At 66.1% G+C, this 24579-nt stretch carries 26 protein-coding genes and 2 tRNA genes; 11 read left to right on the forward strand and 17 right to left on the reverse strand.

The annotated features are described in order from the left end of the window. The first annotated feature begins 82 nt into the window (after positions 1–82). From AC3WG5_RS16690 to greB, 5 genes are all read left to right on the forward strand, one after another. Entirely contained in the window at positions 83–1279 is a 1197-nt protein-coding gene (locus tag AC3WG5_RS16690) for a tryptophan--tRNA ligase (protein ID WP_492569706.1), read from the forward strand. A 90-nt stretch (positions 1280–1369) separates the two neighbouring features. Then, on the forward strand, positions 1370–2224 hold the full coding sequence (locus AC3WG5_RS16695) for a segregation and condensation protein A (protein ID WP_014088201.1): 855 nt from the start codon (positions 1370–1372) through the stop codon (positions 2222–2224). 92 nt (positions 2225–2316) lie between these two features. After that, entirely contained in the window at positions 2317–2940 is a 624-nt protein-coding gene (gene scpB, locus AC3WG5_RS16700) for an SMC-Scp complex subunit ScpB (RefSeq protein WP_008954940.1), read from the forward strand. 545 nt (positions 2941–3485) lie between these two features. Next, a complete protein-coding gene (rluB, locus tag AC3WG5_RS16705) occupies positions 3486–4433 on the forward strand; it encodes a 23S rRNA pseudouridine(2605) synthase RluB (protein WP_294865529.1) in 948 nt (315 codons plus the stop codon). A gap of 243 nt (positions 4434–4676) precedes the next feature. After that, on the forward strand, positions 4677–5234 hold the full coding sequence (greB, locus tag AC3WG5_RS16710; RefSeq protein ID WP_294865364.1) for a transcription elongation factor GreB: 558 nt from the start codon (positions 4677–4679) through the stop codon (positions 5232–5234). A gap of 70 nt (positions 5235–5304) precedes the next feature. On the opposite strand, the gene AC3WG5_RS16715 is transcribed toward greB, so the two are convergent. The 3 genes from AC3WG5_RS16715 to AC3WG5_RS16725 form a co-directional block, all read right to left on the reverse strand. Continuing rightward, on the reverse strand, positions 5305–6444 hold the full coding sequence (locus AC3WG5_RS16715) for a cation diffusion facilitator family transporter (protein WP_492569708.1): 1140 nt from the start codon (positions 6442–6444) through the stop codon (positions 5305–5307). 101 nt (positions 6445–6545) lie between these two features. Further along, on the reverse strand, positions 6546–7034 hold the full coding sequence (locus tag AC3WG5_RS16720; RefSeq protein WP_492569710.1) for a diheme cytochrome c: 489 nt from the start codon (positions 7032–7034) through the stop codon (positions 6546–6548). A gap of 9 nt (positions 7035–7043) precedes the next feature. Beyond that, a complete protein-coding gene (locus AC3WG5_RS16725; RefSeq protein ID WP_482584221.1) occupies positions 7044–7454 on the reverse strand; it encodes a DUF1924 domain-containing protein in 411 nt (136 codons plus the stop codon). 141 nt (positions 7455–7595) lie between these two features. Between AC3WG5_RS16725 and AC3WG5_RS16730 the strand changes: the two genes are divergently transcribed. Next, positions 7596–8117 (forward strand): cytochrome b/b6 domain-containing protein, encoded by a 522-nt coding sequence (locus AC3WG5_RS16730; RefSeq protein WP_492569712.1) that lies wholly within the window; start codon positions 7596–7598, stop codon positions 8115–8117. 97 nt (positions 8118–8214) lie between these two features. Here the strand turns inward: AC3WG5_RS16730 and AC3WG5_RS16735 are convergent, their stop codons facing one another. Next, positions 8215–8652: a MarR family winged helix-turn-helix transcriptional regulator gene (locus tag AC3WG5_RS16735; RefSeq protein ID WP_492569714.1), complete on the reverse strand. Its 438-nt coding sequence runs from the start codon at positions 8650–8652 to the stop codon at positions 8215–8217. 77 nt (positions 8653–8729) lie between these two features. Between AC3WG5_RS16735 and AC3WG5_RS16740 the strand changes: the two genes are divergently transcribed. Continuing rightward, positions 8730–9878 carry an aminotransferase-like domain-containing protein gene (locus tag AC3WG5_RS16740; protein WP_492569715.1) on the forward strand — a complete coding sequence of 383 codons (1149 nt, stop codon included), beginning with the start codon at positions 8730–8732 and terminating at the stop codon, positions 9876–9878. 122 nt (positions 9879–10000) lie between these two features. Here the strand turns inward: AC3WG5_RS16740 and AC3WG5_RS16745 are convergent, their stop codons facing one another. The 4 genes from AC3WG5_RS16745 to minC are packed head-to-tail and all read right to left on the reverse strand — an operon-like array spanning position 10001 to position 12767. Next, entirely contained in the window at positions 10001–10939 is a 939-nt protein-coding gene (locus AC3WG5_RS16745; protein ID WP_492569717.1) for a LysR substrate-binding domain-containing protein, read from the reverse strand. Between the two features lie 3 nt (positions 10940–10942). Next, positions 10943–11206 carry a cell division topological specificity factor MinE gene (minE, locus tag AC3WG5_RS16750; RefSeq protein WP_008954950.1) on the reverse strand — a complete coding sequence of 88 codons (264 nt, stop codon included), beginning with the start codon at positions 11204–11206 and terminating at the stop codon, positions 10943–10945. Between the two features lie 3 nt (positions 11207–11209). Continuing rightward, on the reverse strand, positions 11210–12022 hold the full coding sequence (gene minD, locus AC3WG5_RS16755) for a septum site-determining protein MinD (RefSeq protein WP_482584224.1): 813 nt from the start codon (positions 12020–12022) through the stop codon (positions 11210–11212). A gap of 37 nt (positions 12023–12059) precedes the next feature. Further along, a complete protein-coding gene (gene minC / locus AC3WG5_RS16760) occupies positions 12060–12767 on the reverse strand; it encodes a septum site-determining protein MinC (RefSeq protein WP_482584225.1) in 708 nt (235 codons plus the stop codon). A gap of 358 nt (positions 12768–13125) precedes the next feature. Here minC and AC3WG5_RS16765 point away from each other — a divergent pair, with 358 nt between their 5' ends. Then, the gene (locus AC3WG5_RS16765; protein ID WP_008954953.1) at positions 13126–13674 is read left to right on the forward strand and encodes a phasin family protein; all 549 of its coding nucleotides are present in this window, start codon (positions 13126–13128) and stop codon (positions 13672–13674) included. A gap of 215 nt (positions 13675–13889) precedes the next feature. Here the strand turns inward: AC3WG5_RS16765 and AC3WG5_RS16770 are convergent, their stop codons facing one another. Beyond that, positions 13890–14630, reverse strand: coding sequence for a 6-phosphogluconate dehydrogenase (locus tag AC3WG5_RS16770; RefSeq protein WP_492569720.1), 741 nt, complete (start codon positions 14628–14630; stop codon positions 13890–13892). A gap of 456 nt (positions 14631–15086) precedes the next feature. After that, positions 15087–15620 carry an inorganic diphosphatase gene (gene ppa / locus AC3WG5_RS16775; protein WP_008954955.1) on the reverse strand — a complete coding sequence of 178 codons (534 nt, stop codon included), beginning with the start codon at positions 15618–15620 and terminating at the stop codon, positions 15087–15089. Positions 15621–15754: 134 nt separating this feature from the next. Here ppa and coq7 point away from each other — a divergent pair, with 134 nt between their 5' ends. Next, a complete protein-coding gene (gene coq7 / locus AC3WG5_RS16780) occupies positions 15755–16375 on the forward strand; it encodes a 2-polyprenyl-3-methyl-6-methoxy-1,4-benzoquinone monooxygenase (protein WP_294865383.1) in 621 nt (206 codons plus the stop codon). Between the two features lie 66 nt (positions 16376–16441). Here coq7 and AC3WG5_RS16785 read toward each other — a convergent pair whose 3' ends face one another. The 3 genes from AC3WG5_RS16785 to AC3WG5_RS16795 form a co-directional block, all read right to left on the reverse strand. Beyond that, positions 16442–17854: a sodium:proton antiporter gene (locus AC3WG5_RS16785; protein ID WP_492569722.1), complete on the reverse strand. Its 1413-nt coding sequence runs from the start codon at positions 17852–17854 to the stop codon at positions 16442–16444. A gap of 211 nt (positions 17855–18065) precedes the next feature. Then, positions 18066–18140, reverse strand: a tRNA-Glu gene (locus AC3WG5_RS16790). Positions 18141–18143: 3 nt separating this feature from the next. Then, a tRNA-Arg gene (locus AC3WG5_RS16795) sits at positions 18144–18220 on the reverse strand. 137 nt (positions 18221–18357) lie between these two features. On the opposite strand from AC3WG5_RS16795, the gene AC3WG5_RS16800 reads away from it, so the two are divergent. Next, on the forward strand, positions 18358–19632 hold the full coding sequence (locus tag AC3WG5_RS16800) for a Y-family DNA polymerase (RefSeq protein WP_492569723.1): 1275 nt from the start codon (positions 18358–18360) through the stop codon (positions 19630–19632). A 2-nt stretch (positions 19633–19634) separates the two neighbouring features. Then, positions 19635–21065: an exonuclease domain-containing protein gene (locus AC3WG5_RS16805; RefSeq protein WP_492569725.1), complete on the forward strand. Its 1431-nt coding sequence runs from the start codon at positions 19635–19637 to the stop codon at positions 21063–21065. 78 nt (positions 21066–21143) lie between these two features. On the opposite strand, the gene AC3WG5_RS16810 is transcribed toward AC3WG5_RS16805, so the two are convergent. From AC3WG5_RS16810 to flhF, 4 genes are all read right to left on the reverse strand, one after another. Continuing rightward, positions 21144–21893 carry a flagellar motor protein gene (locus AC3WG5_RS16810; protein WP_014088185.1) on the reverse strand — a complete coding sequence of 250 codons (750 nt, stop codon included), beginning with the start codon at positions 21891–21893 and terminating at the stop codon, positions 21144–21146. A 46-nt stretch (positions 21894–21939) separates the two neighbouring features. Continuing rightward, positions 21940–22686 (reverse strand): RNA polymerase sigma factor FliA, encoded by a 747-nt coding sequence (locus AC3WG5_RS16815; protein WP_492569727.1) that lies wholly within the window; start codon positions 22684–22686, stop codon positions 21940–21942. Further along, positions 22683–23546 carry a MinD/ParA family ATP-binding protein gene (locus AC3WG5_RS16820; protein ID WP_492569728.1) on the reverse strand — a complete coding sequence of 288 codons (864 nt, stop codon included), beginning with the start codon at positions 23544–23546 and terminating at the stop codon, positions 22683–22685. Before AC3WG5_RS16820 ends, AC3WG5_RS16815 begins: the two co-directional genes overlap by 4 nt. Position 23547: 1 nt before the next feature. Then, positions 23548–24579: flagellar biosynthesis GTPase FlhF (gene flhF / locus AC3WG5_RS16825; protein ID WP_492569730.1), on the reverse strand; the 1032-nt coding region annotated here is incomplete at its 5' end.

Raw genomic sequence — 24579 nt, forward strand, 5'->3', positions numbered from 1 at the left:
TCGCCGATCACGGCCGGCACCGACTCCTTCCGGGGGCGCGCTGCGGCACGCCCCCCAACCCTAAATATCTGGAATGACGACCATGTTCGCAGACCGCGTTCTCTCCGGCATGCGCCCCACCGGCAAGCTGCACCTCGGCCATTACCATGGCGTGATCAAGAACTGGACCTCGCTGCAGAACGAGCACGAGTGCCTGTTCATGGTGGCCGACTGGCATGCGCTGACCACCAATTACGACGAAGTCGGCATCATCGAGAAGAGCATCTGGGACATGGTGATCGACTGGCTGGCCGCCGGCGTCGACCCGGAGAAGGCCACCATCTTCATCCAGTCCAAGGTGCCGCAGCACGCCGAACTGCACCTGGCGCTGTCCATGGTCACCCCACTGGGCTGGCTCGAGCGCGTGCCGACCTACAAGGACCAGATCGACAAGCTGAGCCACAAGGACCTGACCACCTACGGCTTCCTCGGCTACCCGCTGCTGCAGGCCGCCGACATCCTGATCTACAAGGCCGGCCGCGTGCCGGTGGGCGAAGACCAGGTGCCGCACATCGAACTGACACGCGAAGTGGCGCGCCGCTTCAACCACCTCTACGGCCGCGAGCCCAACTTCGAGGAACTGGCCAAGGCCGCCGTGAAGAAGATGGGCAAGTCCGGCAAGGAGTTCGAGCAGCTGCGCGTGCGCTACCTGCAGGACGGCGACGGCGAAGCGCTGTTGAAGGCGCGCGAGCTGCTCGGCGCCAGCCAGAACCTGGGCGCCGTCGACGGTGAGCGCCTCTTGGGCTACCTCGAGAACAAGGGCAAGATCATCCTGCCGGAAGCGGAAGCGCTGCTGACCGAAGCCTCCAAGATGCCGGGGCTCGACGGCCAGAAGATGTCCAAGTCCTACGGCAACACCATCACCATGCGCGAAGAGCCGGCCGCGGTCAGCAAGAAGATCCGCGCCATGCCGACCGACCCGGCGCGCGTGCGCCGCACCGACGCGGGCGACCCGGCCAAGTGCCCGGTGTGGCAGCTGCACCAGGTCTACACCGACAGCGCCACGCGCGAGTGGGTGCAAGCCGGCTGTACCAGCGCCGGTATCGGCTGCCTGGAGTGCAAGCAGCCGGTGATCGAGGGCGTGCTGAAGGAGCAGCAGCCGATGTTCGAGCGCGCCCAGCAGTACCTCGACAACCCCCAGCTGGTGAAGGACATCGTCGCCGACGGCTGCGCCCGTGCCGGCAAGATCGCCCAGGACACCATGCGCGAGGTGCGGGAAGCGATGGGGCTGGGCTACTGAAACAGGCTCTAAGCTATAGCCTGTTGGCCGAAATAATCAGGCAAGGGCGGGGGACTCCTCGCCCTTTTTATCTGTCCTCGCTAGGTAACCATGGACGTCCGCACGCCGAACGATACCCCTGCCGCTGACGGCGCATCCGCGTTCGAGCTCACCGCGCCCGACCTGCCGTCCGGCATGCCGATCGCCCACGTCTTCGGCCAGCCGGTGCTGGAAGTGCCGCAGGACCTGTTCATCCCGCCCGATGCCTTGCAGGTGATCCTGGAGAGCTTCGAGGGTCCGCTCGATCTGCTGCTCTACCTGATCCGCAAGCAGAACCTCAACGTGCTCGACATCCCGATGGCGCCGATCACCGCGCAGTACATGGCCTACATCGACGCCATGCGGCGCGAGCAGTTCGAGCTGGCGGCCGAGTACCTGTTGATGGCGGCGCTGCTGATCGAGATCAAGTCGCGCCTGCTGCTGCCGCGTCCGCCCAGGGACGAGGAGGGCGAGCCGGACGACCCGCGCGCCGAGCTGGTGCGACGGCTGCTGGAATACGAGCAGATGAAGCTCGCCGCGCTGGAGCTCGACAAGATGCCGCAGGCCGACCGCGACTTCGCCTGGCTCGCGGTGCTGATCGAGCAGGTGGCCGAAGAGCGCCTGCCCGAGGTGTGCGCGGTCGACCTGCGCCAGGCCTGGCTCGCCATCCTGTCGCGTGCGCGGAACACGCGCCACCACAAGGTGGAGAAGGACGAGCTGTCGGTACGCGCGCAGATGACCTGGATCCTGCGCTACCTGGAAGGGCGCGAGTACGTGGCGTTCGAGGAGCTGTTCGACCTGGCCCTGGGCGTGCCGCACCTGGTGGTCAACTTCATCGCGGTGCTGGAGCTGGTCAAGGAAGGGCTGGTCAAGGTCAGCCAGGATGCCGCCTACCAGCCCATCTACGTGCGGCTGGCGCTTGTCTAACGGCCCACATTGTCATAGCGGTTATCTTTTTGTCAAAAAACCGTGTAAAATCCGCACCTTCCCGCGTTTTACCCTCTGGACTACACTGATTCATGTCCACCATTACCGACCTGAAGTACCTGAAGATCGTGCTCGAGACGGCGTTGTTGACGTCGGCCGAAGCGCTCTCGGTATCAGCCCTGAAAAAGCTGTTCACCGAAGACGTCAAGGCGGCACTGATCAACGATCTCCTGGCGGAGATCCAGCAGGACTGGCGGGGACGCGGGATCGAGCTGGTCAAGCTCGCTTCCGGCTGGCGCTTCCGCGCCCGGGCCGAGTTCACGCCGTACCTGGCGCGGCTCACCCCGGAAAAGCCGCCGCGCTACTCGCGCGCGGTGATGGAGACGCTGGCCATTGTCGCCTACCGCCAGCCGGTGACGCGCGGCGACATCGAAGCCATCCGCGGCGTCTCGGTGTCCACCAGCGTGATGCAGACGCTGCTGGAGCGCGGCTGGGTGGAGGTGATCGGGCACAAGGACGTGCCCGGCCGGCCGGGGCTGTACGCCACGACGCACAAGTTCCTCGATGATCTGGGACTGGTGTCGTTGCGCGATCTGCCGCCGCTGGCCGATCTTGGCACGCTGGTGTTGCCGGAAGTCCAGCCTGATAGCGTCGGCGAAGCCGACGCGGTGCCCCTCGACGACGAGGCGGACAACGTAATTGAACAGGAACGATGATGTCTAAAGGACAGCGTAATCACGCCCGCCAGCCGGTGGCGCGTGTCAAAGGCCGTGAAACCTCGCAACCGCGCCAGCCGGCGCCGGATCGTGGCGGTTTCGGTCAATCGAGAAGCGGCAAGCCGGGAGGCTCTTCGCTGATCAAAGCCGTCGGTGCTCCGGCATCCGGCAAGGCGCCCCAAGCCCGGGAGGGTCAGGGTCGCAGCAAACCCGGCTTCGGCCAGCGTGACCGCACGCCGCCGGGGCAGGCGCCGTTCGGCCGTCGCGACGAGCGCGGCCAGCAGGGCTTCGGCCGCGACGAGCGGCAGGAAGGCAAGCAGGGCTTCGGCCAGCGCGACCGCAACGCCGGCCGCGACGAGCGTCAGCCGTCCTTCGGCCGTGACGGTCAGGGCCAACAGGGCAAGCCGGGCTTCGGCCAGCGCGACCGCAACGCCGGCCGCGACGAGCGTCAGCCGTCCTTCGGCCGTGGCGGTCAGGGTCAACAGGGTAAGCAGGGCTTCGGCCAGCGTGACCGCAACGCCGGCCGCGACGAGCGTCAGCCGGCCATGGGGCAGGCCGGCCAGGGCGAGCCGCGCCGCGACTGGAACGAAGAGCGTCAGCCGGCGTCTCGCCAGCAGGACAAGCGCGCCCCCAAGGTCGAGCGCGCCAAGAAGCTGCGCGTGCGCGACCCCAACCAGCAGATCCTCGACCGCGCCCAGCGCCTGCGCGACACCCGCGTCGACATGGAACAGATCGAGCCGGTGCGCCTGCAGAAGGCGCTGGCGGCGTCCGGCGTCGGCTCGCGCCGCGAGATGGAAGAGTGGATCGAGGCCGGGCTGATCCTGGTCAACGGCAAGAAAGCCACGCTGGGCGACCGCGTCGGCCCGCAGGACCGCGTCACCGCCAAGGGTAACCCGATCCGCCTGAAGTGGCCGGACCGCCTGCCGCGCGTGATCCTGTACCACAAGCAGGAAGGCGAGCTGGTCACCCGCGACGACCCGGAAGGCCGCGTCACCATCTTCGACCGTCTGCCGCAGGCCAAGAGCAGCCGCTGGGTGGCGGTTGGGCGTCTGGACGTCAATACCAGCGGTCTGCTGATCGTCACCACCAGTGGTGAACTGGCCAACCGCCTGATGCACCCGAGCTTCGAAGCCGAGCGCGAGTACGCGGTGCGCGTACTGGGTCAGCTCGAGCCGGAACAGATGAAGGAAATGACGCGCGGCATCGAGCTGGAAGACGGCCCGGCGCATTTCCAGCGCATCGTCGAGCAGGGCGGCGAGGGCGTCAACCACTGGTACCGCGTGGTGATCAAGGAAGGCCGCAACCGCGAAGTACGCCGCATATTCGAACACTTCGGCCTCACCGTGAGCCGCCTGATCCGCGTGCGCTTCGGCAACATCGGCCTGCCGGCCCGCCTCAAGCGCGGCCAGTTCTACGAGCTCAACTCGGCCGAAGTGGCGGCGGTGATGAAGTGGTCGGACCTGACGGTGACCGGCCGCGCCAAATCCCGCTAAGAGCGGGGGCATAAATCTGCTGCGCATCCCCATCCCGGCCCTGTGATGCTCGCCGTACCATCTGTACGGCTGTGCTTCTCGAACCGGCCTGGGGTTGCTCACGACGATTTCTCCCTCCCGCTCCGGTTTCGCCAATGAGCCACTAGTATGACTTGAAAGCCCGCCTCCAAGGCCCTATCGTTGGGTGTTGGAGGTTTTTTATTGCCTCCGTTGCACCCATCGAATCAGGAAAGACCCTACGGCATGAGCAAGGCGTTTACCAAGGAAGACGACGGCGAGCACGATGACGACCTGCCGCCAGAACAGCGTCTGCCGGCGGCGACCAAGAACTACCTGACGCCGCAAGGCTGGCAGCGGCTGAAGAACGAGCTCTACCACCTGGTGCACCGCGAGCGGCCGGAGATGGTCAACGTGGTGAACTGGGCCGCCAGCAACGGCGACCGCTCGGAGAACGGCGATTATCTCTACGGCAAGCGCCGCCTCCGCGAGATCGACCGGCGCATCCGCTTTCTCACCAAGCGCCTGGAAATCGCCGAAGTGGTGGACCCGGAAACGCGCGAGGCGACCGACCAGATCTTCTTCAGCGCCACCGTGCTGATCCTGCGTGGCGATGGTTCGGAGCAACTGCTGCGTATCGTCGGCGTCGACGAAATCGATCTGCCGCGCGGCCACATCAGCTGGATTTCGCCCATCGCGCGCTGCCTGATCAAGGCGCGCGAAGGCGACGAAGTGGTGTTTCGCGGTCCGGACGGGGAGGAAACCATCGAGGTGCTGGAAGTGCGCTACGAGCGCATCGACTGAGCGCGGGCAACCCCGTATCACCGCTTCGGCCAACCTTGTCAGGTTGGCCGAAGCGCTTTTGCGGCACGGCTCAGGCGGCTGGGCGCAGGTAGACGCGGGTGGCGACGATGTCCGCCTCCGCCGCCAGCGCGGCCTGCAAGGCCGGCAGGGCCGCGCTGTCGGCGGCCGGCAGCAGCAGCACGGCATGGATGCCGTCCGGCGCGTAGTGCAATTGCAGCGTCTCGCTGTCGAGCAGCGGGCGCCCCAGGGCGCGGTTCAGGCGCGCTTCCAGCTCCGGGCGCATCGGCAGCTCGTAACGCACCGGGGCGTGGCTCAGGTCGGAGTCGACGTGCACCGTGACGTTAAGCACCGGGTGCGCCGCCAGCACGCGCTGGCGCGCCAGCGCCGCGATCTGGTGGCCCTCCGACACGCTGATGCTGGGCGGCACCACGATGTGCACGTCCACCAGGGCCAGGTCGCCCATGCGTCGCATGCGCATGTCGTGGACTTCCACCACCCCTGGCACGGTGGCGATCTCGGCGCGGATCGCCTGCTGTTCCTCGGCCGACACCGCGCGGTCGGTGAGGTCGCCGAACGCCTCGCTGCTGAACTCCCAGCCGGTGCGGCTGATCATGAAGCCCACCAGTGCCGCCGCCAGCGGGTCGAGGAAGGTCCAGCCCGCCATGTTGCCGATGATGCCCACCGCCACCACCAGCGACGAGGCGGCGTCGGAACGGGCGTGCCAGGCGTTGGCGATGAGCAGGCTGGAGCCGACGCGCTTGGCGATCGCCAGCATGTAACGGAACAGCAGCTCCTTGGCCAACAGGCTGCCCAGCGCCACGTACAGCGCCAGCGGCTTGACCTGCGGCAGGGCGTGGGGGTCGAGGAACTTGCCGGCGGCGTTCCACAGCATGCCGAGCCCGACCGCCAGCAGCAGCACGCCCAGCACCAGCGAGGCGGCGTTCTCGTAGCGGCGATGGCCATAGTGATGGTCCTCGTCCTCCGGCTTGGCGCTGTGGTGGTTGGCGAGCAGCACCACGAAGTCCGCCAGCAGGTCCGACAGCGAGTGCATGGCATCGGCCACCAGCGCCGAGGAATGGGCGAACAGGCCGGCCGCGAGCTGGGCCAGCGTCAGCAGCAGGTTGACACCCACGCTGACCCAGGTGCTGCGCTGGACGGCCTGGTTGCGGGCGCCGGCATCGCCGGCTTCATGAGATTCCTGATAGTGCATGAGAAATGGCTAAACCCACGGGTATGTCGTTGGCAGGAGGATACCGCAAAAAAACAGCCACACGCTTCCCGGACGCATGGCTGCCTGCTGCGAGCCCGGCTTCAGCGCGGAATGCGCACCTGATGCTCGTCGAAGTTGCCCTGTTCCGCGCCGCGATGACACGCCATGCAGTTGGCCGCGCTGCCCACCGATTGGCGCCGGAACACGTCCGCCCGCACTTCCTCGTGCCAGTCGGCAAAGCGCGCGGTGTCGGTGATGCGGGTGACGATGCGCTCGCCCGGCGCGGCCTTGGCCGGCCGGGTGTCGCGGTCGCTCGAGGCATACAGCAGAAACTGGCGGATTTCCGCCTCGCTGCCCTTGTCGAGCGAGGCGTTGCTGCCGAAATGGTGCGACAGATTGTCCATCAGGGCATTCCACGAGCGGCCGGGCAGCAAGCCCGGCGGGTAGGCCATATGGCAGCTGCCGCACTCGGTTTTCCACGCCGCGTTGACCTTGGCCGGCATGGCCAGACGGCGTCCTTCATGTTCCTCGGCGTGGGTTATGCCGGTCAGCAGCAGGGAAGCGGCAATGAGGGAAGCAAGATAGCGCATGTTCGTCTCCTAGCGCAGGGTAGTCAGGAAGGTGAGAAAGTCGCCCTTTTCCAGCGGGGTGCAGGCGCGCGACAGCACGTCGTCGCAGTTGCGGCGGAACCATTTTTCCACCTTGGCCGGGTCGCGGAAGCGCTCCGGATTGACCGCGCTGGCCATCGGCCCGATCTTGCGGAAGCTCGGCGTCATGCCGCTGCGGCGCGGGTCGTCCGAGTGGCAGCTGGCGCAGCTGATCGCCTTGCCATCCTTGGTGTTGCGGCGGAAGTAGAGTTCCTTGCCGCGTTCGGCGGAAAAGCCGCTGAACCCCGGCGCGGCCTGGCGCGCTTCCGCGGCGTAGCCCTGCAATAGCTCGGCAGGAGAGGAGGCGGCCTGGGCCAGGGGGGCGAGGCTGGCGGCCAGCAACAGCAGGAAGAGACGGGACATGGGCAGACTCCGGCAAGCAGGAAGAGCTTCCAGCCTAGGCGCGGAGCATTAAGTTGCGCTTAAAACCCTGTCGATTCAATGGTTAATGTCGACTTAAGCGTTCCGCCTTAGCGTATCAGGGTCACATGGCGGAGAAGCATCATGAATCCCTTCAATCGTTTGCGCTTGTTGCACTGGCTGGTCGCGGCCTTCTTCCTGTTCGGCTACCTGAGCGGCGACGACGGTGGCTTGCTGCACGTCTGGCTGGGTTACGGTCTGATCGCGGTGCTGCTGCTGCGCTTGCTGGCCCATCTCTCGAAAATCCGCGGCTTTCCGCCGTTGCTGCCGACCGCCGGCCAGTGGCAGGCGCGAGGTGTCCCGTTGCTGGGCAAGCTCTTGACGGTGCTGCTGTTGAGTGGCGCCGTGCTGACCGGGGGATCGGGCCTGATGATGGTCGACAACGCCCGGGTGCTGGGGCTGCCTGCGGCGCAGACGGCTGACGCCGCCATGGCGAGTGCGGATGGTGAGGAAGGCGAGGCGAGCGATAGCGCCAAGGAGGTGCACGAGGCTTCGGCCAACCTCACCCTGCTGTTGGCGGGTCTGCACATCGCCTACCTGCTGTGTTATCGCCGCCACATGGTGCTGACGATGATCCGGGGACAGGCGCGCCGTTCGCGTGCCTGAGAAAGCCGGCCGCCGTATGTCGCCGGCCGTCCTGGCCGGCTGCCGCGTGGGGAGGGCGCGCGACGCCCGGCCGGCCGCTCCCGCCGCGCGGTGTGTGCTACTTGGCGTGGCTCGCCAGGAGCAGGTTGACGTCGAGCCAGCCCTGGTGGGCGTCCTTGCCGGTGCCGGCAAACGCCGTCAGCAGCAGCTTCGCCTGCTCGCGGTATAGCGACTCTTCCAGCTTGCGCCCCTCTGCCGTCAGCGTTAGCTCCTTCACCCGCTTGTCGTGCTCCGCGGCACGCGCTTCCACCAGCCCCATCTCCATCAGCTGGCGCAGCGGGATGTTGATCGCCTGCTTGGTCACGCCCAGCGCCGCCAGCAGCGCCTTGACGCTCAGCCCCGGCGTGTGCGCCACGAAGAACAGGATACGGTGGTGCACCCGCGCCAGGCCGCGCCGCGCCAGCATCTCGTCGGGTTTGGCGGTGAACGCCATATAGGCATGGAAGAAGGCCTCCATCGAGGCGCGCAGGTCGGGAGAAACGGGCGTGTCGGGCATGTTGACGAGGGCCTGGTGCAGGCGTAAATTGGGTCAAAAAAATTGACATTTATAAGTCCAGCCACTACGAGGGTAGCATGTTTTCTGAACGCATCGAACGACTCAGCGGCTCGCTGATCCGCGAAATCCTCGCCGCCGCCCAGCGCCCCGAGGTGATTTCCTTCGCCGGCGGCCTGCCGGCGTCCACCTGCCTGCCGGCGCTGGACTTTCCCGACGTGCCGCCGTCGCTGGCCCAATACGGCACCAGCGAGGGCGAACCGGAGCTGCGCGAGCAGATTGCCAAGGACGTGGCGCGCATCGGTCTGAGCTGCGACGCGTCGCAGGTGCTGGTGCTGTCCGGCTCGCAGCAGGCGCTCGACCTCGCCGCCAAGCTGTTCGTCGACCCGGGCACCCCGGTGATCACCGAAGGCCCGACCTACCTCGCCGCGCTGCAGGTATTCCGCCTGTTCGGTGCCCAGTTCCACACCGTGGAGCAGCAGGACGGCCAGTTGCCGGCCGCCACGCTGCAGGCCGCCATCGCCGAGAGCAAGGCCAAGCTCGCCTACCTGATTCCCACCTTCCAGAACCCGTCCGGTGCCTGCTACAGCGTCGAGACGCGCCAGGCGCTGGCGCGCGTGCTGGACGACGCCCACCTGCCGGTGATCGAGGACGATCCCTACCGCGCGCTGTCCTACGACGGCGACGCACCGGCTCCGCTGGTCACGCACTTGAAGAGCGCGCCGTGGATCTACTGCGGTTCGTTCTCCAAGACGCTGGCGCCGGGCCTGCGCATTGGCTACCTGATCGCGTCCAAGGAACTGATGCCGCATCTGCTCAAGCTGAAACAGGCGGTCGATCTGCATTCCAACCGTCTGGGCCAGTGGTTCATCGCACAGTGGCTGAAGAGCGGTGATTACCCCGCTCATCTCAAGCGTCTGCAGCAGAACTACAAGGTCGGCCGTGATGCGATGCAAGCAGCACTGGAGCGCCACTTCGCCGATCTGGCCGACTGGCAGGTGCCGCAAGGGGGCCTGTTCTTCTGGCTGACGTTGAAGAACAAGCGCGACACTCGCACCTTCCTCAAGCCGGCGCTGGAACAGCACAACGTCGCCTTCATGCCGGGCGAGGCGTTCTACGCCGATCCGGACACCGGCATCGGTCATCTGCGGCTCAACTTCAGCCATGCCACCCCGGAGCGCATTGAAGAAGGCATCGCGCGTCTGGCCAGCCTGATCCGCGCGGGTTGACGCCGGCGAGACAAGCCAGGGCAGGGGAAGGGGGCAAGCCGCCGTCCTTCCTCGCGCGATGGAAAAGCAAAAAGCCTGACAGGGCATTCCGGTCAGGCTTTTTCGTCTCTGCGGGTCGTCGTTCAGGCCGGTTGCGCGTCTTCTTCCAGCATGGTGACGCCCGGCAGGCCGGAACGGAACACCGCCTGCTGCAGCGTGGTGACCGCCTTGCGGCGGAAGTACTGCTTGCGCGTCACCAGCATCACGCGCCGCTGCGGCGCCGGCTGGCTGAACGGCACCACCGACAGCAGGGCATCGTCGGCCGGGCTGACCGAGGTGGCCGGTAACACCGTCACCCCTATGCCGCTCGCCACCATGTGGCGGATGGTGTTGAGCGAGCTGCCCTGCAGGGTGCTGGCCAGGCTGCCGGACTGGTGCTGGCGCGTGGCCAGCTCGCTGCACGACTGCAGTACCTGGTCGCGGAAGCAGTTGCCCTGGTTGAGCAGCAACACGCTTTCTTCGGCCAACTGGCTGGGGCGCACCATCGGCTGTTTCTCCCATGGGTGCCCCTTCGGCGTGGCCACCACGAACGGCTCGTCGTAGAGCGGGTAGGCCACCGTGCCGGGCTCCTCAAACGGGTCGGCCACGATGATGGCGTCGACTTCGCCGCGCTTGAGCATCTCGGCCAGACGCGCCGTGTAGTTCTCCTCGAGAATCAGCGGCATGTCCGGGGCCAGGATGCGCAGCGCCGGGATCAGCTTGGGCAGCAGGTAAGGGCTGATGGTGAAGATCACCCCCAGCTTGAGCGGCCCCACCAGCTCGTTCTGGTGTTCACCGGCCAGTCGCTTCACCGTTTCCGCCTCTTCCAGCACGCGCTGAGCCTGCTCGATCACGCGCTCGCCGATATCGGTCACCGCCACCTCGGGGCCGCCGCGTTCGAACAGGGTGATACCCAGTTCGTCCTCCAGCTTCTTGATGGCGATCGACAGCGTCGGCTGGCTGACATAGCAGCTCTGGGCCGCGCGGCCGAAGTGGCGCTCGCGCGCCACCGCCACGATGTAACGCAGTTCGGTCAGCGTCATGGCTTAGCGTTCGTGCTCCGGCAACACGATGTTGACCTCCAGCACCTCGAAGTTGTCCTGGCGCTCGAGGTTGACCTTGATGTCGTCCAGGTTGACCGCCACGTAGCGCGAGATCACCTCCATCAGCTCGCGCTGCAATGCCGGCAGGTAGTCCGGGGCGCCGGCACGGCCGTTGCGCTCGTGAGCCAGGATGATCTGCAGGCGCTCACGCGCCACCTCGGCCGATTTCTTGCGCTTGCTGCCGAACAAAATGTCCATCAGCGACATGGCTTAGCCTCCGAACAGTCGTTTGAGGAGCCCAACCTTCGGGACGTCGAGGAAACGCATCGGGCGATCCTCGCCGAGGAAGCGCGACACCACGTCGGCGTAGGCCTCGGAGGCATCGGTCCCCTTGAGGTGGATGGCCGGCGTGCCCGAGTTGGAAGCCTGCAGCACCACCTGCGATTCCGGGATCACCCCCAAGAGCGACACGCGCAGGATTTCCTTGACGTCGTCGACCGACAACATCTCGCCCTTTTCCACGCGGCTCGGCGAATAGCGCGTGATCAGCAGGTGTTCCTTGACCGGTTCACGGCCCTCGATGGCACGGCGCGACTTGGACGACAGGATGCCGAGGATGCGGTCGGAGTCGCGCACCGACGACACTTCCGGGTTGGTCACGATCAGCGCCTCGTCGGCGAAGTAGAGCGCCATCAGCGCGCCCTTCTCGATGCCGGCCGGCGAATCGCAGACGATGAAGTCGAAGTTCATCGTGGCCAGCTCGTTCAGCACCTTTTCCACGCCTTCTTCGGTCAGCGCATCCTTGTCGCGGGTCTGCGAGGCCGGCAGCACGTACAGGTTGTCGCAGTTCTTGTCCTTGATCAGCGCCTGGTTCAGCGTGGCCTCGTTGTTGACCACGTTGATCAGGTCGTACACCACGCGCCGCTCGCAGCCCATGATCAGGTCGAGGTTTCTGAGACCGACGTCGAAATCGATGACCACGGTCTTGTGGCCGCGCAGGGCCAGCCCGGAAGCGAAGCTGGCGCTGGTGGTGGTCTTGCCGACGCCGCCCTTGCCGGATGTCACGACGATGATTTTTGCCACGATGATTCCCTTGAATTAACCAGTGATGGAGTGTTCGTTATTCGCCGAGCGCGGTGATCACCAGGCGCTCGTTCTCGAGGAAGACCTGAGCCGGCTTGCCGCGGATGCTGTCGGGCAACGCCTGCTCGATGGTTCGATAGACGCCGGCGATCGACACCAGTTCAGCTTCCATGCATTGCGTGAAGATGCGCGCCGCAGTATTGCCGCGCGCGCCGGCCAGGGCGCGGCCGCGCAGCGGGGCGTAGACGTGGATGTTGCCGTCGGCGATCACTTCGGCACCGGCGCTGACCATCGCCAGCACCACCAGATCGCCGCCCTTGGCATAGATCTGCTGGCCGGCCCGGACCGGGCGGTCGATGATCATCGTCGGGGCGCTGGCGAGGCCCTCCGGCGCCGCCGGTGCCTCGTTGGCCGCCGGCTTGCTGGCGATCACCTGGCCGGTGACGTGGGCCAGGCCGAAGCGGTGTGCCAGCGCCTCGAGTGCCGGGTCCGGGTGGCGCAGCGCCACGGCGCGGAAGCCGTAGTGGCCGAGCAGGGACAGCACGTGGTCGAGGGCGAGGTCGGCGGGGTTGTCGAGCGCGGCCACGTCGAGCACCACGGCTTCGGCGGCGGAAGGTTTGGCGCGGTTGCCGAAGCGGCTTTCCAGTGCCAGGGTCAGCTCGTCGAGATGGTTGCTGCGCAGTACGAAGGCCAGCACGTCGAGGCTGGCCGATTTGATGTCGTAGGTGTTCGCCGTCTGGCTCATGTCGCTGTAATAATACCTAAAGATAGATTTCTTCTATGAAGGCGAGTGTACTGGCTTGCGGCGGGGCTTTCAATGAAAGTCGCACGCTCTGGCGGGTGTGCTGCCGTCATGGATTTGTAATGCTCACGTGTTGTGATACTGTCATGCCCTCATGCCCCGCTGCCGGGGTTTTTTGCCGTCTGGAGTGTTGCAAAAAACCCAACAGATTAGGGGCTTAGTAGATTGTGCAATGCAACAAACCGGTTGACCGAAAGGCCGGCTTTGGTTAAAGTGTAATTGCTGCATCGCACAATGCGACAGAGGTACAGGGTTTGTTGCTGTTGTCGCTGGGTTACTTCCCAACTATTCAGGAGTCATTATGTTTACTACTACTCAAGAACTGACCGCTCTTGGACAGGCGCAATTCGATAAAGCTGTACGCCTGTCTTCCCTTTTGCTGGGCAGCGCCGAGCGTTTCGCCGCTCTGCAGTTCGACCTGAGCCGCAAGGTGCTGGCCGAAAACGCCCAGCTGTTCAAGACCCTGGTCGACATCAAGGATCCGAAGGCTCTGGTCGAGCTGCCGGCAGGTCTGGCTCAGCCGGCCCTGGACAAGGCCTTCGTTGCCGCCCGTAGCGTGTACGACGCCGCGGTGACCACCCAGGGCGAACTGACCGCCTTCGTCGAAGAGCAGGTTGCCGAGTCCAACAAGGCCGTGCTGTCCACCATCGACAAGCTGGCCAAGAACGCTCCGGCCGGTTCCGACGTTGCCGTCAGCGCGCTGAAAAACTTCGTGACCTCGTCCAACGCCGCCTTTGAAAGCGTGTCGCAGACCGCCAAGAAAGTCGGCAGCGAACTGGCCGAAGCCGGTGTGCAGGCTGCGACCAAGTCCGCCAAGGTCGCTTCCGCTGCTGTTGCCAAGAAGGCCTGATCGGGCTGGCACCGCTCCGAAGCAAAAAAACCCGCTGCAAGGCGGGTTTTTGATTTTGACAAACCCCTTTCGCGCAGCGGAAGGGGTTTGTCGTGTAAACGGGAAGGCTGTGGAGGCAATAACGTATCGGGAGCGGTCCGGCTTTGCCGGGTCCGGTAGCGTCTCGACAGGATACGTTGCCAGCAGCCTGGAAACCCGCCGCAAGGCGGGTTTTTTTATGGGCGTGGCTGGCTGAGGGAGTCGAAGATGGCCTGCAGGGCGAGACCCTGGCCCAGTGCCAGCTCGATCAGCTGGGCCAGGATCAGGGCGTAGTGGCTTTGCTGGTAGGCGGGCAGGGCAAAGTGTGCCAGCAATTGCCAGGGATCGTGTGCTTCCTGCTGCGGCGGGTGCTGCGCCAGGTAGAGCCGGGACAGTTGCAACAGGTTGGCGGCCAGCTCCTTTTGCTGGCTGAAGAAATGGTTCCAGTCCGGTGGGCGCGGCGTTTCGCCGGGGGCGGTCCAGCCCGCCTGCAGCAGCAAGCCGAAGGCGTAGCTCAGCGCCTCGAATACCGTAGCCACGAAATGGCCGCTGCCGGCCGGGCCGCAGTGCAGCCAGGCACCCGGCAAGGGCGCCAGCGCATCCAGCACCGGCCTGGCACCGTCCAGCGCGCGGTCCGAGCCGCCCACGAACAGGGCGAAGCCTTGCTGCACTCCCGGGGCTTGCCAGTTGGCCGCCACGTCGACGTAGCCCAGCCCGAACTCCCGGCAGTGCCGTTCCCGGGCGGCACAGCTGTCCGGGGTGGCGCGCTTCAGGTCCAGCAGCACGCCGCCGTACTGCAGCGCCTGCCAGTCGGCGGCAAAAGCGTCGGAAGCCGGCGGGGAGGGGAAGGGCTCGGCCGGCAAGCCGAACCCCTGCGCCGTCAGGCGGCGTCGAATCCATTCGAGGTAGGGCTCGTTACCGAGCGTGATGATTTGCATGCTTCTCAAGACGTCAGGGGCGCGGAGTCGAGGGTCTGCATGAGGCACGGGATGAACCAGCCCAGTGCCCTGTCAGGTTGTGGCTCCTTGCCGTCTTCGACGCGTTTCACGATCAGTTACCCATTATCCACGTAGGGCTGGGCCAGCGAAAGCGACAAATAGCCGGCGCCGAGTCCCTTTAGCTATAACTGCCACTTGCCGGCGAGAGAGAGGGTGGTGGTGAGCGCATCCTGTCTTTCGCGCCGCAACGACGAGCGTGCCAGCCGCTGCGCGAAGTATCGCCTGGCGCCGTCATGGCGGATGGCGTGCGACGGGGACGGTTCGGGATGCTGCGCCAGCGGGGGTATCGTTGTCGGCCGCGCAGCGGCGTGGGTGTCACCGGCACGTTGGCCGAAGCGGCCAGCGGAAACAACAAAGCCGGCGAATCGCCGGCTTGCTGGTCGTTCAGAGGAGGGCTCAGCCTTCCTGCTTGTAACGCTCGATGCCTTCCACCAGTTCCTTGGTGGCGTCTTCACGGGTGCCCCAGCCCTGGATCTTCACCCACTTGCCCGGTTCCAGGTCCTTGTAGTGCTGGAAGAAGTGCACCATCTGGTTGCGCAGCAGCTCCGGCAGGTCTTCCAGCTGCTGGATCGACTTGTACATCGGGCACAGCTTCTCGACCGGCACGGCCACCAGCTTGGCGTCCACGCCGCCATCGTCTTCCATCTTGATCAGACCCAGCGCACGGCAGCGCACCAGCACGCCCGGCGGCAGCGGGAACGGGGTCACCACCAGCACGTCCACCGGATCGCCGTCGCCGGCGAGCGTTTGCGGCACGAAACCGTAGTTGGCCGGGTAGAACATCGAGGTGCCCATGAAACGGTCAACGCAGATGGCGCCGGAGTCCTTGTCGAACTCGTACTTGATCGGGGCGCTGTTGGCGGAGATTTCGATCACCACGTTGATGTCGTTGGGCATGTCCTTGCCGGGGGCGATGCGGTCGAGATTCATCTGGGAGGTCCTTTGGTTGAGCGTTGAACACATTTGCCGAATTATCCCGCGATTATAACAGCAAGCCGTCGTCGCTTGCGGGGCGCCAAGGTATAATCCAACGCTTCTTTTTGCTACAAGCGGGACGCCACACCATGCTGGACAAGCTGATCATCGAATTCGACAAGGGGGTGCGTACCCTGTTTGCTCCGGCCGCCAGCGCCCGTCCGCACCCGGATGCCGGCATGCCCGAAGCCGAGATGAGCGAGCAGGAAAAGCGCCACGCGCTGGGCCTGATGCGTGTCAACCACTGTGGCGAGGTGTGCGCCCAGGCCTTGTACCAGGGGCAGGCGCTGACCGCGCGCAACGAGGCCGCGCGCGAGGCGCTCAAGCATGCCGCCTTCGAGGAAGTCGAGCACCTGGCCTGGACCGAGAGCCGCATCCGCGAGCTGGGCGGCCATCCCAGCGTGTTCAACCCGCTGTGGTACACCGGCTCGCTGGCCATCGGTGTCGCCGCCGGGCTGTTGGGCGACAAGTGGAACCTGGGCTTTCTGGAAGAGACCGAATACCAGGTCGAGGCGCACCTGAACGGCCACCTGAAAGACCTGCCGGAACAGGATGAGAAGAGCCGCGCCATCGTCAAGCAGATGCGCGACGACGAAGTGCGCCACGCCGAAATGGCGCACGAGCACGGCGCCGCCAAGCTGCCCTTGCCGGTGCGCGGCCTGATGAAGCTGACCTCCAAGGTGATGACCTCGGCCAGCTACCGGCTGTGATCTTGTGGTAACGGCAAGGAAAAACGGGCTGCTCAGGCAGCCCGTTTTACGTGGCGCGGCCGGGATTCAGAAGAACAGCAGCGTCACCAGCAGGAACACCGGGATCAGGATGGCCAGCGACCAGCCAATGTAACCGAAGAACGACGGCATCGCCACGCCGCGCTCCTCGGCGATGGCCTTGACCATGAAGTTGGGGGCGTTGCCGATATAGCTGTTGGCCCCCATGAACACCGCGCCGGCCGAGATCGCGGTCAGTGTCGGTGCCAGCGTGGTCATCAGCTGGCCGGGCTCGCCGCCGGCCAGGTTGAAGAACACCAGATAGGTCGGTGCGTTGTCGAGGAAGCTCGACAGCGCGCCGGTCAGCCAGAAGTAGGCCGGGTTGAGCGGCGCGCCGCTGCCGTCGTTGACCATGGCCACCAGATTGCCGAAGGCCCCGGCCGAGCCGGCCTTGAGCATCGCCAGTACCGGGATCATAGTGACGAAGATGCCGGCGAACAGCTTGGCCACCTCCAGCATCGGCCCCCAGTTGAAGGCGTTGGCGGCGCGGCAGCGACCCGGCGTCAGCGCCAGCGACAGCGCCGCGATCCCCAACAGCAGCACGTCGCGCACCACGCTCTGCAGCTCGATCTCCAGGCCGCCGATGGTCCAGTTGATACCCGGCTTCCAGGTGCCGGACACCAACACCGCGCCGACGATCGCACCCAGCAGCAACAGGTTGATGCTGCCTTCCAGGCGCAGCTTCGAATCCGGGGTCGGGTCCGCCAGCGGCGGCAGGTTTTCTTCCTTGTGGTAGTAGTGGCGGTCGAGCAGGTAGAACAGCACCAGCAGGATCGCGCTGGCGAAGGCCATCAGCGGCAGCAGGTGCCGCAGGGTCCAGCCGAAGCTGACGCCCTTGAGGAAGCCCAGGAACAGCGGCGGGTCGCCCAGCGGCGTGAGCGAGCCGCCGATGTTGGCGACCAGGAAGATGAAAAACACCACGACGTGGGTTTTGTGGCGGCGGTTGTCGTTGGCGCGCAAGAGCGGGCGGATCAGCAGCATCGAGGCACCGGTGGTGCCGGTGAAGCTGGCCAGCACGGTGCCAATCCCGAGGAGCGTGGTATTGACCAGCGGCGAGCCGTGCAGGTTGCCGCGCAGGTAGATGCCGCCCGCCACGGTGAACAGCGCCACCAGCAGGATGATGAACGGCAGATATTCCAGCAGCAGCGTGTGCAAGAGTTCATGGCCGGTGGCGCCGCTACCGTGCTGCAGCGCGAACGGCACGACGAACAGCAGCGCCCAGCCGGCGGCGATCTTGCCGAAGTGGTGGTGCCACAGGCCCGGGGCCAGCAGCGGCAGGATGGCGATCGACAGCAGCAGGCCGGTGAACGGCACGGCCCAGAGCGTGGTGAGCTCGGCGCCGTTGACGCCGGCGTGGGCCACGAGCGGCAGCGTCCCCAGCAGCCAGGCCAGCGCCCCTCTGCGGAAGAGGAGTGAGAGCATGGAGAGTGTCCCCTGTATGGTTATGGCGTTGTTCTGGAAAAAGAGCGCCAGTGTAACAGGGCAAACGGGGGGGATGAAAAGTTGGGGATTTTCCGGAGTGGATGGCGGGAACCCGTCTCGCCAGAGGCGAGTGCGGCATGATGGGGAGGGGGAAATCCGAAGCCGGAAAAGCAAAAAGCACCAGCGCGTGCTGGTGCTTCTTGTGGAATCCTGGCGTCTCCACGGGGAATCGAACCCCGGTTACCGCCGTGAAAGGGCGATGTCCTAACCGCTAGACGATGGAGACAGCTGGCGCACCCGGAGCGATTCGAACGCCCGACCCTCTGGTTCGTAGCCAGATACTCTATCCAACTGAGCTACGGGTGCGCTGTTTCTCTTCAGACGCTGGCGTCTTTCGAGAGAGGCGGATTCTATAGAGGCTGTTTCCGACTGTCAAGCGTCGTTGGGCATTTTGTGTGCGAGCCAGTACAATGAACGCAGCCCCATGCCGCGCCGATTCCCCTATGACCTCCTGTTTCGCGCAAGTCGATTGCAACAATTTCTACGCTGCCTGCGAGCGGGTGTTCAACCCGGCGCTGGCCGGCCGGCCCGTGGTCGTGTTGTCCAACAACGACGGTTGCGTGGTGTCGCGTTCGGCCGAGGCCAAGCGGCTTGGCGTGCCGATGGGGGCACCGTACTTCACGCTCAAGGGGCAGCTGGAGCGGCAGGGGGTGGCGGTGTTTTCCTCCAACTACGTCTTGTACGGCGACCTCTCCAACCGCGCGATGCGGCTCCTGGCCGGTTACGCGCGGGCGCAGGAGGTCTATTCGATTGACGAGTGCTTCCTCGACCTGAGCGGCGAAGCCGAGCCGCTGAGGCTGGCTCGGCGCCTGCGCGACGCGCTGTTGCAGGGGCTCGGGCTACCGGCCTGCGTCGGCCTTGGCCCGTCCAAGACCCTGGCCAAGCTCGCCAACCACCTGGCCAAGCAGGAGGCGGCCCTGGAAGGGGTGCTCGACCTGGGCTCGCTCGACGCAACGGCGCTGTTGCAGCGGCTGGAGCCGGTGGCGGTGGAGGAGGTGTGGGGCATCGGCCGTCGTCTCGGTGAGCGGCTGCGCCTGGCGGGGATCGGCAGTGCGCGGCAGTTGGCCGAAACCGAGCGCGACTGGCTGCAGCGGCGCTTCGGGCTGGTGACGGCGCGCATCGCCGACGAGCTGCGCGGCGTCTCCTGCCTGGCGCTGGAGTCGCTGCTGGAGCCTCGCCGTTCGGTGATGTCGACGCGCTCGTTCGGGCGCAAGGTGACGGCGCTGGCCGAGTTGCAGGAGGCGGCGGCGATGCACGCCAGCCGCGTCGCCGAGCGTCTGCGCCGCCAGGGTTCGCTGGCGCATTTTCTGCGCGTGGGGATACGCTCCGGCGTACCGGGCTGGGGGCGGGGGGGCGATGCCAGCGAAACCGTGGCGCTGTTGCCGCCATCCAACGATAGCCGGGTGCTGACGCGCGCGGCGCAGCAGGCCGTGGCACGCTTGTGGCAACGCGGCGTGCGTTATCACAAGGCCGGGGTGATGGCGTTCGAGCTGGTCGACGCGGGGCAGGTGCAGGCCGATCTCTTTGCCGGCGATCCGCTCGACGCCAAGAGCGCGCGCCTGATGCAGGCCATGGACGCCATCAACCAGCGCATGGGGCGCGGCACCGTGCGCTTGTTGGCCGAAGGCACGAAGCAGCCCTGGCGCATGAAGCAAGACCATCTTTCTCCCTGTTACACCACCCGCTGGGACGATATCCCGGTGGTGAAAGCGAATTGAGCATGCTGTTTGAGCAACCCTGCGCCATCGTCGACCTCGAGACGACCGGCGGCCACATCACCCGCGACCGCATCACCGAGATCGGCATCCTGCTGATCGATGGCGAGCGCATCGAGCGTTACGAGACGCTGGTCAATCCGGGCCAGCCGATCCCGCCCTTCATCGAGAACATGACCGGCATTTCCGACGCCATGGTGGCCGAGGCGCCGCCGTTCGCCGCGCTGGTGGAGACGCTGCTGGAAAAGCTGCAGGGCCGCCTGCTGCTGGCGCACAACGCGCGCTTCGACTACGGCTTCCTGAAGAATGAGTTCAAGCGCGCCGGGCACGTCTTCCAGAGCGAGGTGCTGTGCACCGTCAAGCTGTCGCGCCGGCTCTACCCGCAGCATTTCAAGCACAGTCTCGACAGCCTGATCGCGCGCCATGGCATCGTGCTGGCGGATCGCCACCGGGCCATGGCCGACGCCTTGGCGGTGTACCACTTCATCGAGGCGGCGACGGCCGAGCTGGGGCCGGAGGCGGTGCAGGGGGCGGCAACGGCGCTGCTGGCACCGACCGCCTTGCCGCCGGGGCTGGACCCGGAGCTGCTCGACAGCCTGCCGGACGTGCCCGGCGTGTACTTGTTGCTGGGCGACGACGGGCTGCCCTTGTACGTCGGGCGCGGTGCCAACCTGCGCCGCCAGGTGCTGGCGCATTTCTACGCCGACAAGGCGCACGGCAAGACACTGCACATCGCCGAGCCGATCCGCCGTGTGGAGTGGCGCGAGACGCTGGGCGAGTTCGGTGCCATGCTGCTGGAACTGCAATGGATCCGTGCCCATCGCCCGCGCCACAACCGGCGCGGCGGGCCCGGCGACGAATTGTGCTCGATCCAGCTGGGCGAGGGCGCGGACGGCTTCGTGCGACCGCGCATCGTGCTGGCGCACGAACTCGACTTCAGCCGCACCGCCGATCTGTACGGCCTGTTCCGCCACCCGCGCGAGGCGCGCAAGATGTTGCAGGACATGGCGCGCGCCCAGGGCCTGTGCCAGGCCGTGCTGGGGGTGGAGCAGATGACCAGCCGCAAGGGGGCGCCGTGCGGCGGCTTCCAGGCCGGGCTGTGCCGCGGTGCCTGCATCGGTCGCGAGCCGGCGATGCAGCACAACACGCGGCTGATGTCGGCGCTGTCGCGGGTGCGGGTGAAGAACTGGCCGTTTCCCGGCGCGGTGGCCGTGGTGGAGTGGGACGAGGTGACCGGCGAGCGCGTCGAGCACGTGTTCGACCGCTGGTGCTATCTGGGGACGCGCCATGCCGCCAGCGAGACGCTGGAGGGGCAGCCGAGCTTCGATCTCGACAGCTACAAGTTGTTCAGCGCTTATCTCAAGAAGCCGACGCCGTCGAGCGAGCTGCGCTTGCTCGACGAGGGCGAGATGGTGTTTTCCGGGGTGATCGGCTGATCCCGGCCTGCCGTGATTGGGGCCGGGCCTCGCGGCGGAGGGGCTGCTGGCGGAGCCTCTTCGGCCAACCTTGACGGCTCAGTCGTGCATGGCGAGGAAGCCGCGCAGGCGGTTCTCGATGATGCGGGGGTTCTCGCCGTGGCCGATGGCGACCAAGCCTTCGACGATCAGCTCGCGCATCGCTATCTCGGCCGCCACCAGGTTCTTCAGCTTGTTGGCGATTGGCAGGAACAGCAGGTTGGCCGAACCGACGCCGTAGATGGTGGCGACGAAGGCCACGGCGATGCCGGAGCCCAGCTTGGAGGGGTCGGAGAGGTTCTCCATGACGTGGATCAGCCCCAGCACCGCGCCCAGGATGCCCATGGTCGGGGCGTAGCCGCCGGCCGATTCCCAGATGCGCGTGGACTGACGGCGCGCATGCTCGAACATCGAAATCTCCACCTCCATCACCGAGCGCAGCGTCTCCGGCTCGGTGCCGTCCACCAGCATCTGCAGCGCTTTGCGGTGGAACGGGTCCTGCTGCTGGGCGACGTAGCCCTCCAGTGACAGCAGGCCGCCCTTGCGCGCGCTCTGGCTCCAGTGGATGACGTCACGGATGGTCTTCTCGTGGTCGAACTGGGGCGGCTGGAATACCCAGCGTGCCATGCGCAGCCCGGTCACGAACTGCTTCGGGGTACTTTGCAGCATGACGGCGCTGGCGGTGCCACCGATGACGATCATGAACGCGGTCAACTGGAACAGCGAGCCGATATGTCCGCCTTCCAGCGCCTGGCCGGCGATGATGGCGGCCAGCCCCCCGATGATGGCGATGATACTGATCTTGTCCAAAACGGTGTTCCGTTGTTGTGGTTGTTATGCTGGTGCCGGGTGGGGCTTACAGCCATTCCCTGAGTTTGCTCCGCACGCGGGCGATGGCCTGGCTGTGCAACTGGCTGACGCGTGACTCGGAGACCCCGAGCACCGCGCCGATTTCCTTCAGGTTGAGCTCCTGCTCGTAATACAGCGCCATCACCAGCTGGTCGCGTTCGGGCAGTGCCTTGATGGCGTCCACCAGGGCGCCGCGGAAATCGCCGTCGGCGAGGCTGGCGAACGGGTCGACGGCGTTGTCGTCCGCCACGTTGGCCACGGCCGCTTCGGCGCCGACGCCGTCATCATCGTCAAAGTCGCTGAAATGCTGCAGCGAAACGCCCTTGCACTCGCCCAGCATGGTCTGGTATTCGGCCAGCGGCAGACCCAGGAAGTCGGCGATTTCCGACTCCTGCGGCGGGCGTCCTTCGCGCTGTTCCAGCTGGTGGATGGCGTCCTCGATCTGTTTGGAGTGGCGTCGTGCCTGGCGCGGCAGCCAGTCCTCGCGCCGCAGCTCGTCCAGCATCGCGCCACGGATGCGCTGGCTGGCGAAGGTCTCGAATTGCACTCCCTGAGTTGGGTCGAACTGGCGTGCCGCCTCGATCAGGCCGATGATGCCGACCTGGACCAGATCGTCCAGTTCGACCGAGGCCGGCAGCCTGGCAATCAGCAGTTTGGCGATCTTCTTGACCAGCGGGGCGTGAAGCTCGACGTCGATGTCGCCGTGGAGCGCGCGGCTGCTATACGCCCTGCATTTCAACGACGGCAGGGTCATCGTGTCCTTCCTCCCTCGGCCCAGTCACGCGAGGCCGCGATCAGTACGTCCATGAAACCGGCCTCCGGGCGCGTGGCTTCGGGTGAATGCCATTGCGGCAGCATGGCAGCCAGCTGGGAAAAGGCGATGGCCGATTCGCTGTCCGGGAAGGCCTCCATCAGCGGCCGATGCAGGCTGCGACTGCGCTTCACCGCGCTGTCCTGCGGCACGAAGCCGACCCAGCGTAGCGCCACGTTGAGAAACTCCCCGGTCACGCTCGACAGCCGCTGGAACAGCTCGCGTGCCTCTTCCAGGTGACGCACGCGGTTGACCAGCACGTTGAAGCGCTGGCGGCCGTACTGCGTCGCCAGACGCTTGATGATGGCGTAGGCCATGGTCAGCGCTTCCGGCGCTGGGGTCAGTACCAGCACCAGGTTGTCGGCCACGCTGGCCGGCACCGGGTCGTGCGCCGGGTTGGGCACATCCACCAGCAGCATATGGCTGTCGCGCTCCAGCGAGCCGAACTCGCTGCCCAGCCGCAGCCACAGCTGGGCGGAAAAGCGTGCGCGGTCTTCCGGACGCGCGTACAGATTGAGCAGGTTCACGCCATGGCGCGACTGCGTCATCATGGTGTCGAGCCCGCCGGGGCCCACGATCTGTGTCTCCAGCGTGGCCGTGGTCGGCACGCCGAGCTGGCGCGCCAGCTGCTGCCCCGCCTGGCAGTCGATCAAGAGCGGCCGGCAGCCGGCCCAGGCGAGCCCGGTGCCGAGCCCGGCCACCAGCGTGCTGACCCCGCTGCCTTCGGCGCCGACGAAGGCGAAGCTGGGCGCACGCACCGGCTGGGCGGCAAGACGGCGCAAACTGGCGGCCTGATCCTGCATGTCACAACCAGCCGGCCTGGGCCGCGTTCATGATCGGCAGCTCGTCGCCTTGCAGCGCGAACGGCGAGTTCAGGTGCGGGGAGCGCATGGCGCGGTCGATCAGGAAGGCGGCGTTGGCCAGGTGCAGGTCTTCCGGCACGCGCTGGCCGTTGGTGATGTAGAACATCTTCAGGCGGTTGCGGATGATCACGTCCAGGCTCGGTCCCATCGCCACGCTCTCGTCGATCTTGGAGAGGATGCAGCCGGCCAGGCCGTGGCCGCGGTAATGCCGCACCACGTCTTCCAGGGTATGGCCGTCGGCGTTGGCCGCCATCAGCAGGATGCGCTGGATCTCGCGGCCGGTGCCGTCGAACATCTGGGTCTGGGCGGCGACGCGGGCGTCGCGCTGGCCCATGCCGACGGTGTCGATGAACACGATATGGCGCGAGGCCAGGTCGGCCAGCGTCAGCTGCAGCTCGGATTCGTTCTGGATCGAGTACACCGGCACGCCGAGGATCTTGCCGTAGATGCGCAACTGGTCCTGGGCGCCGATCCGGTAGCTGTCGGTGGTGATCAGCGCCACGTGCTGCGCGCCGAATTTCATCGTGGCACGTGCCGCCAGCTTGGCCACCGTGGTGGTCTTGCCGACCCCGGTGGGGCCGACCAGGGCGTAGATGCCGCCGCGTTCCATCACGTCGCGGTCGGCGTCGGCGCACTTGAGATTGTGCATCAGCGCCGAGCGCGCCCATTTCAGCGTCACTTCGCCTTGATACTGCGCCGGCATCTTGTCGATCAGCTGGCGGATCAGGGTGGCGCTCAGGCCCACCGAGAGCAGGTGCTTGAACAGCTCGATGCGGTTGGGCGCGCGCTCTTCCATGTCCGACCAGGCGAAGCTTGCCAGCTGGCTTTGCAGCAGGCTGCGCAGCAGCTTGATCTCCTCGCCGATGTGCTTGAGCTCCTGCGAGACCTCTTCGGGTTCCTCGGCAGGTGCGGGAGCCGGCTTCGTCTGGGGAGGTGTCGCCGCGGCGGCGGCCGGCAGCGGCGGCAGCGGGGC

This window comes from Pseudogulbenkiania sp. FW507-F1 (assembly GCF_058781125.1).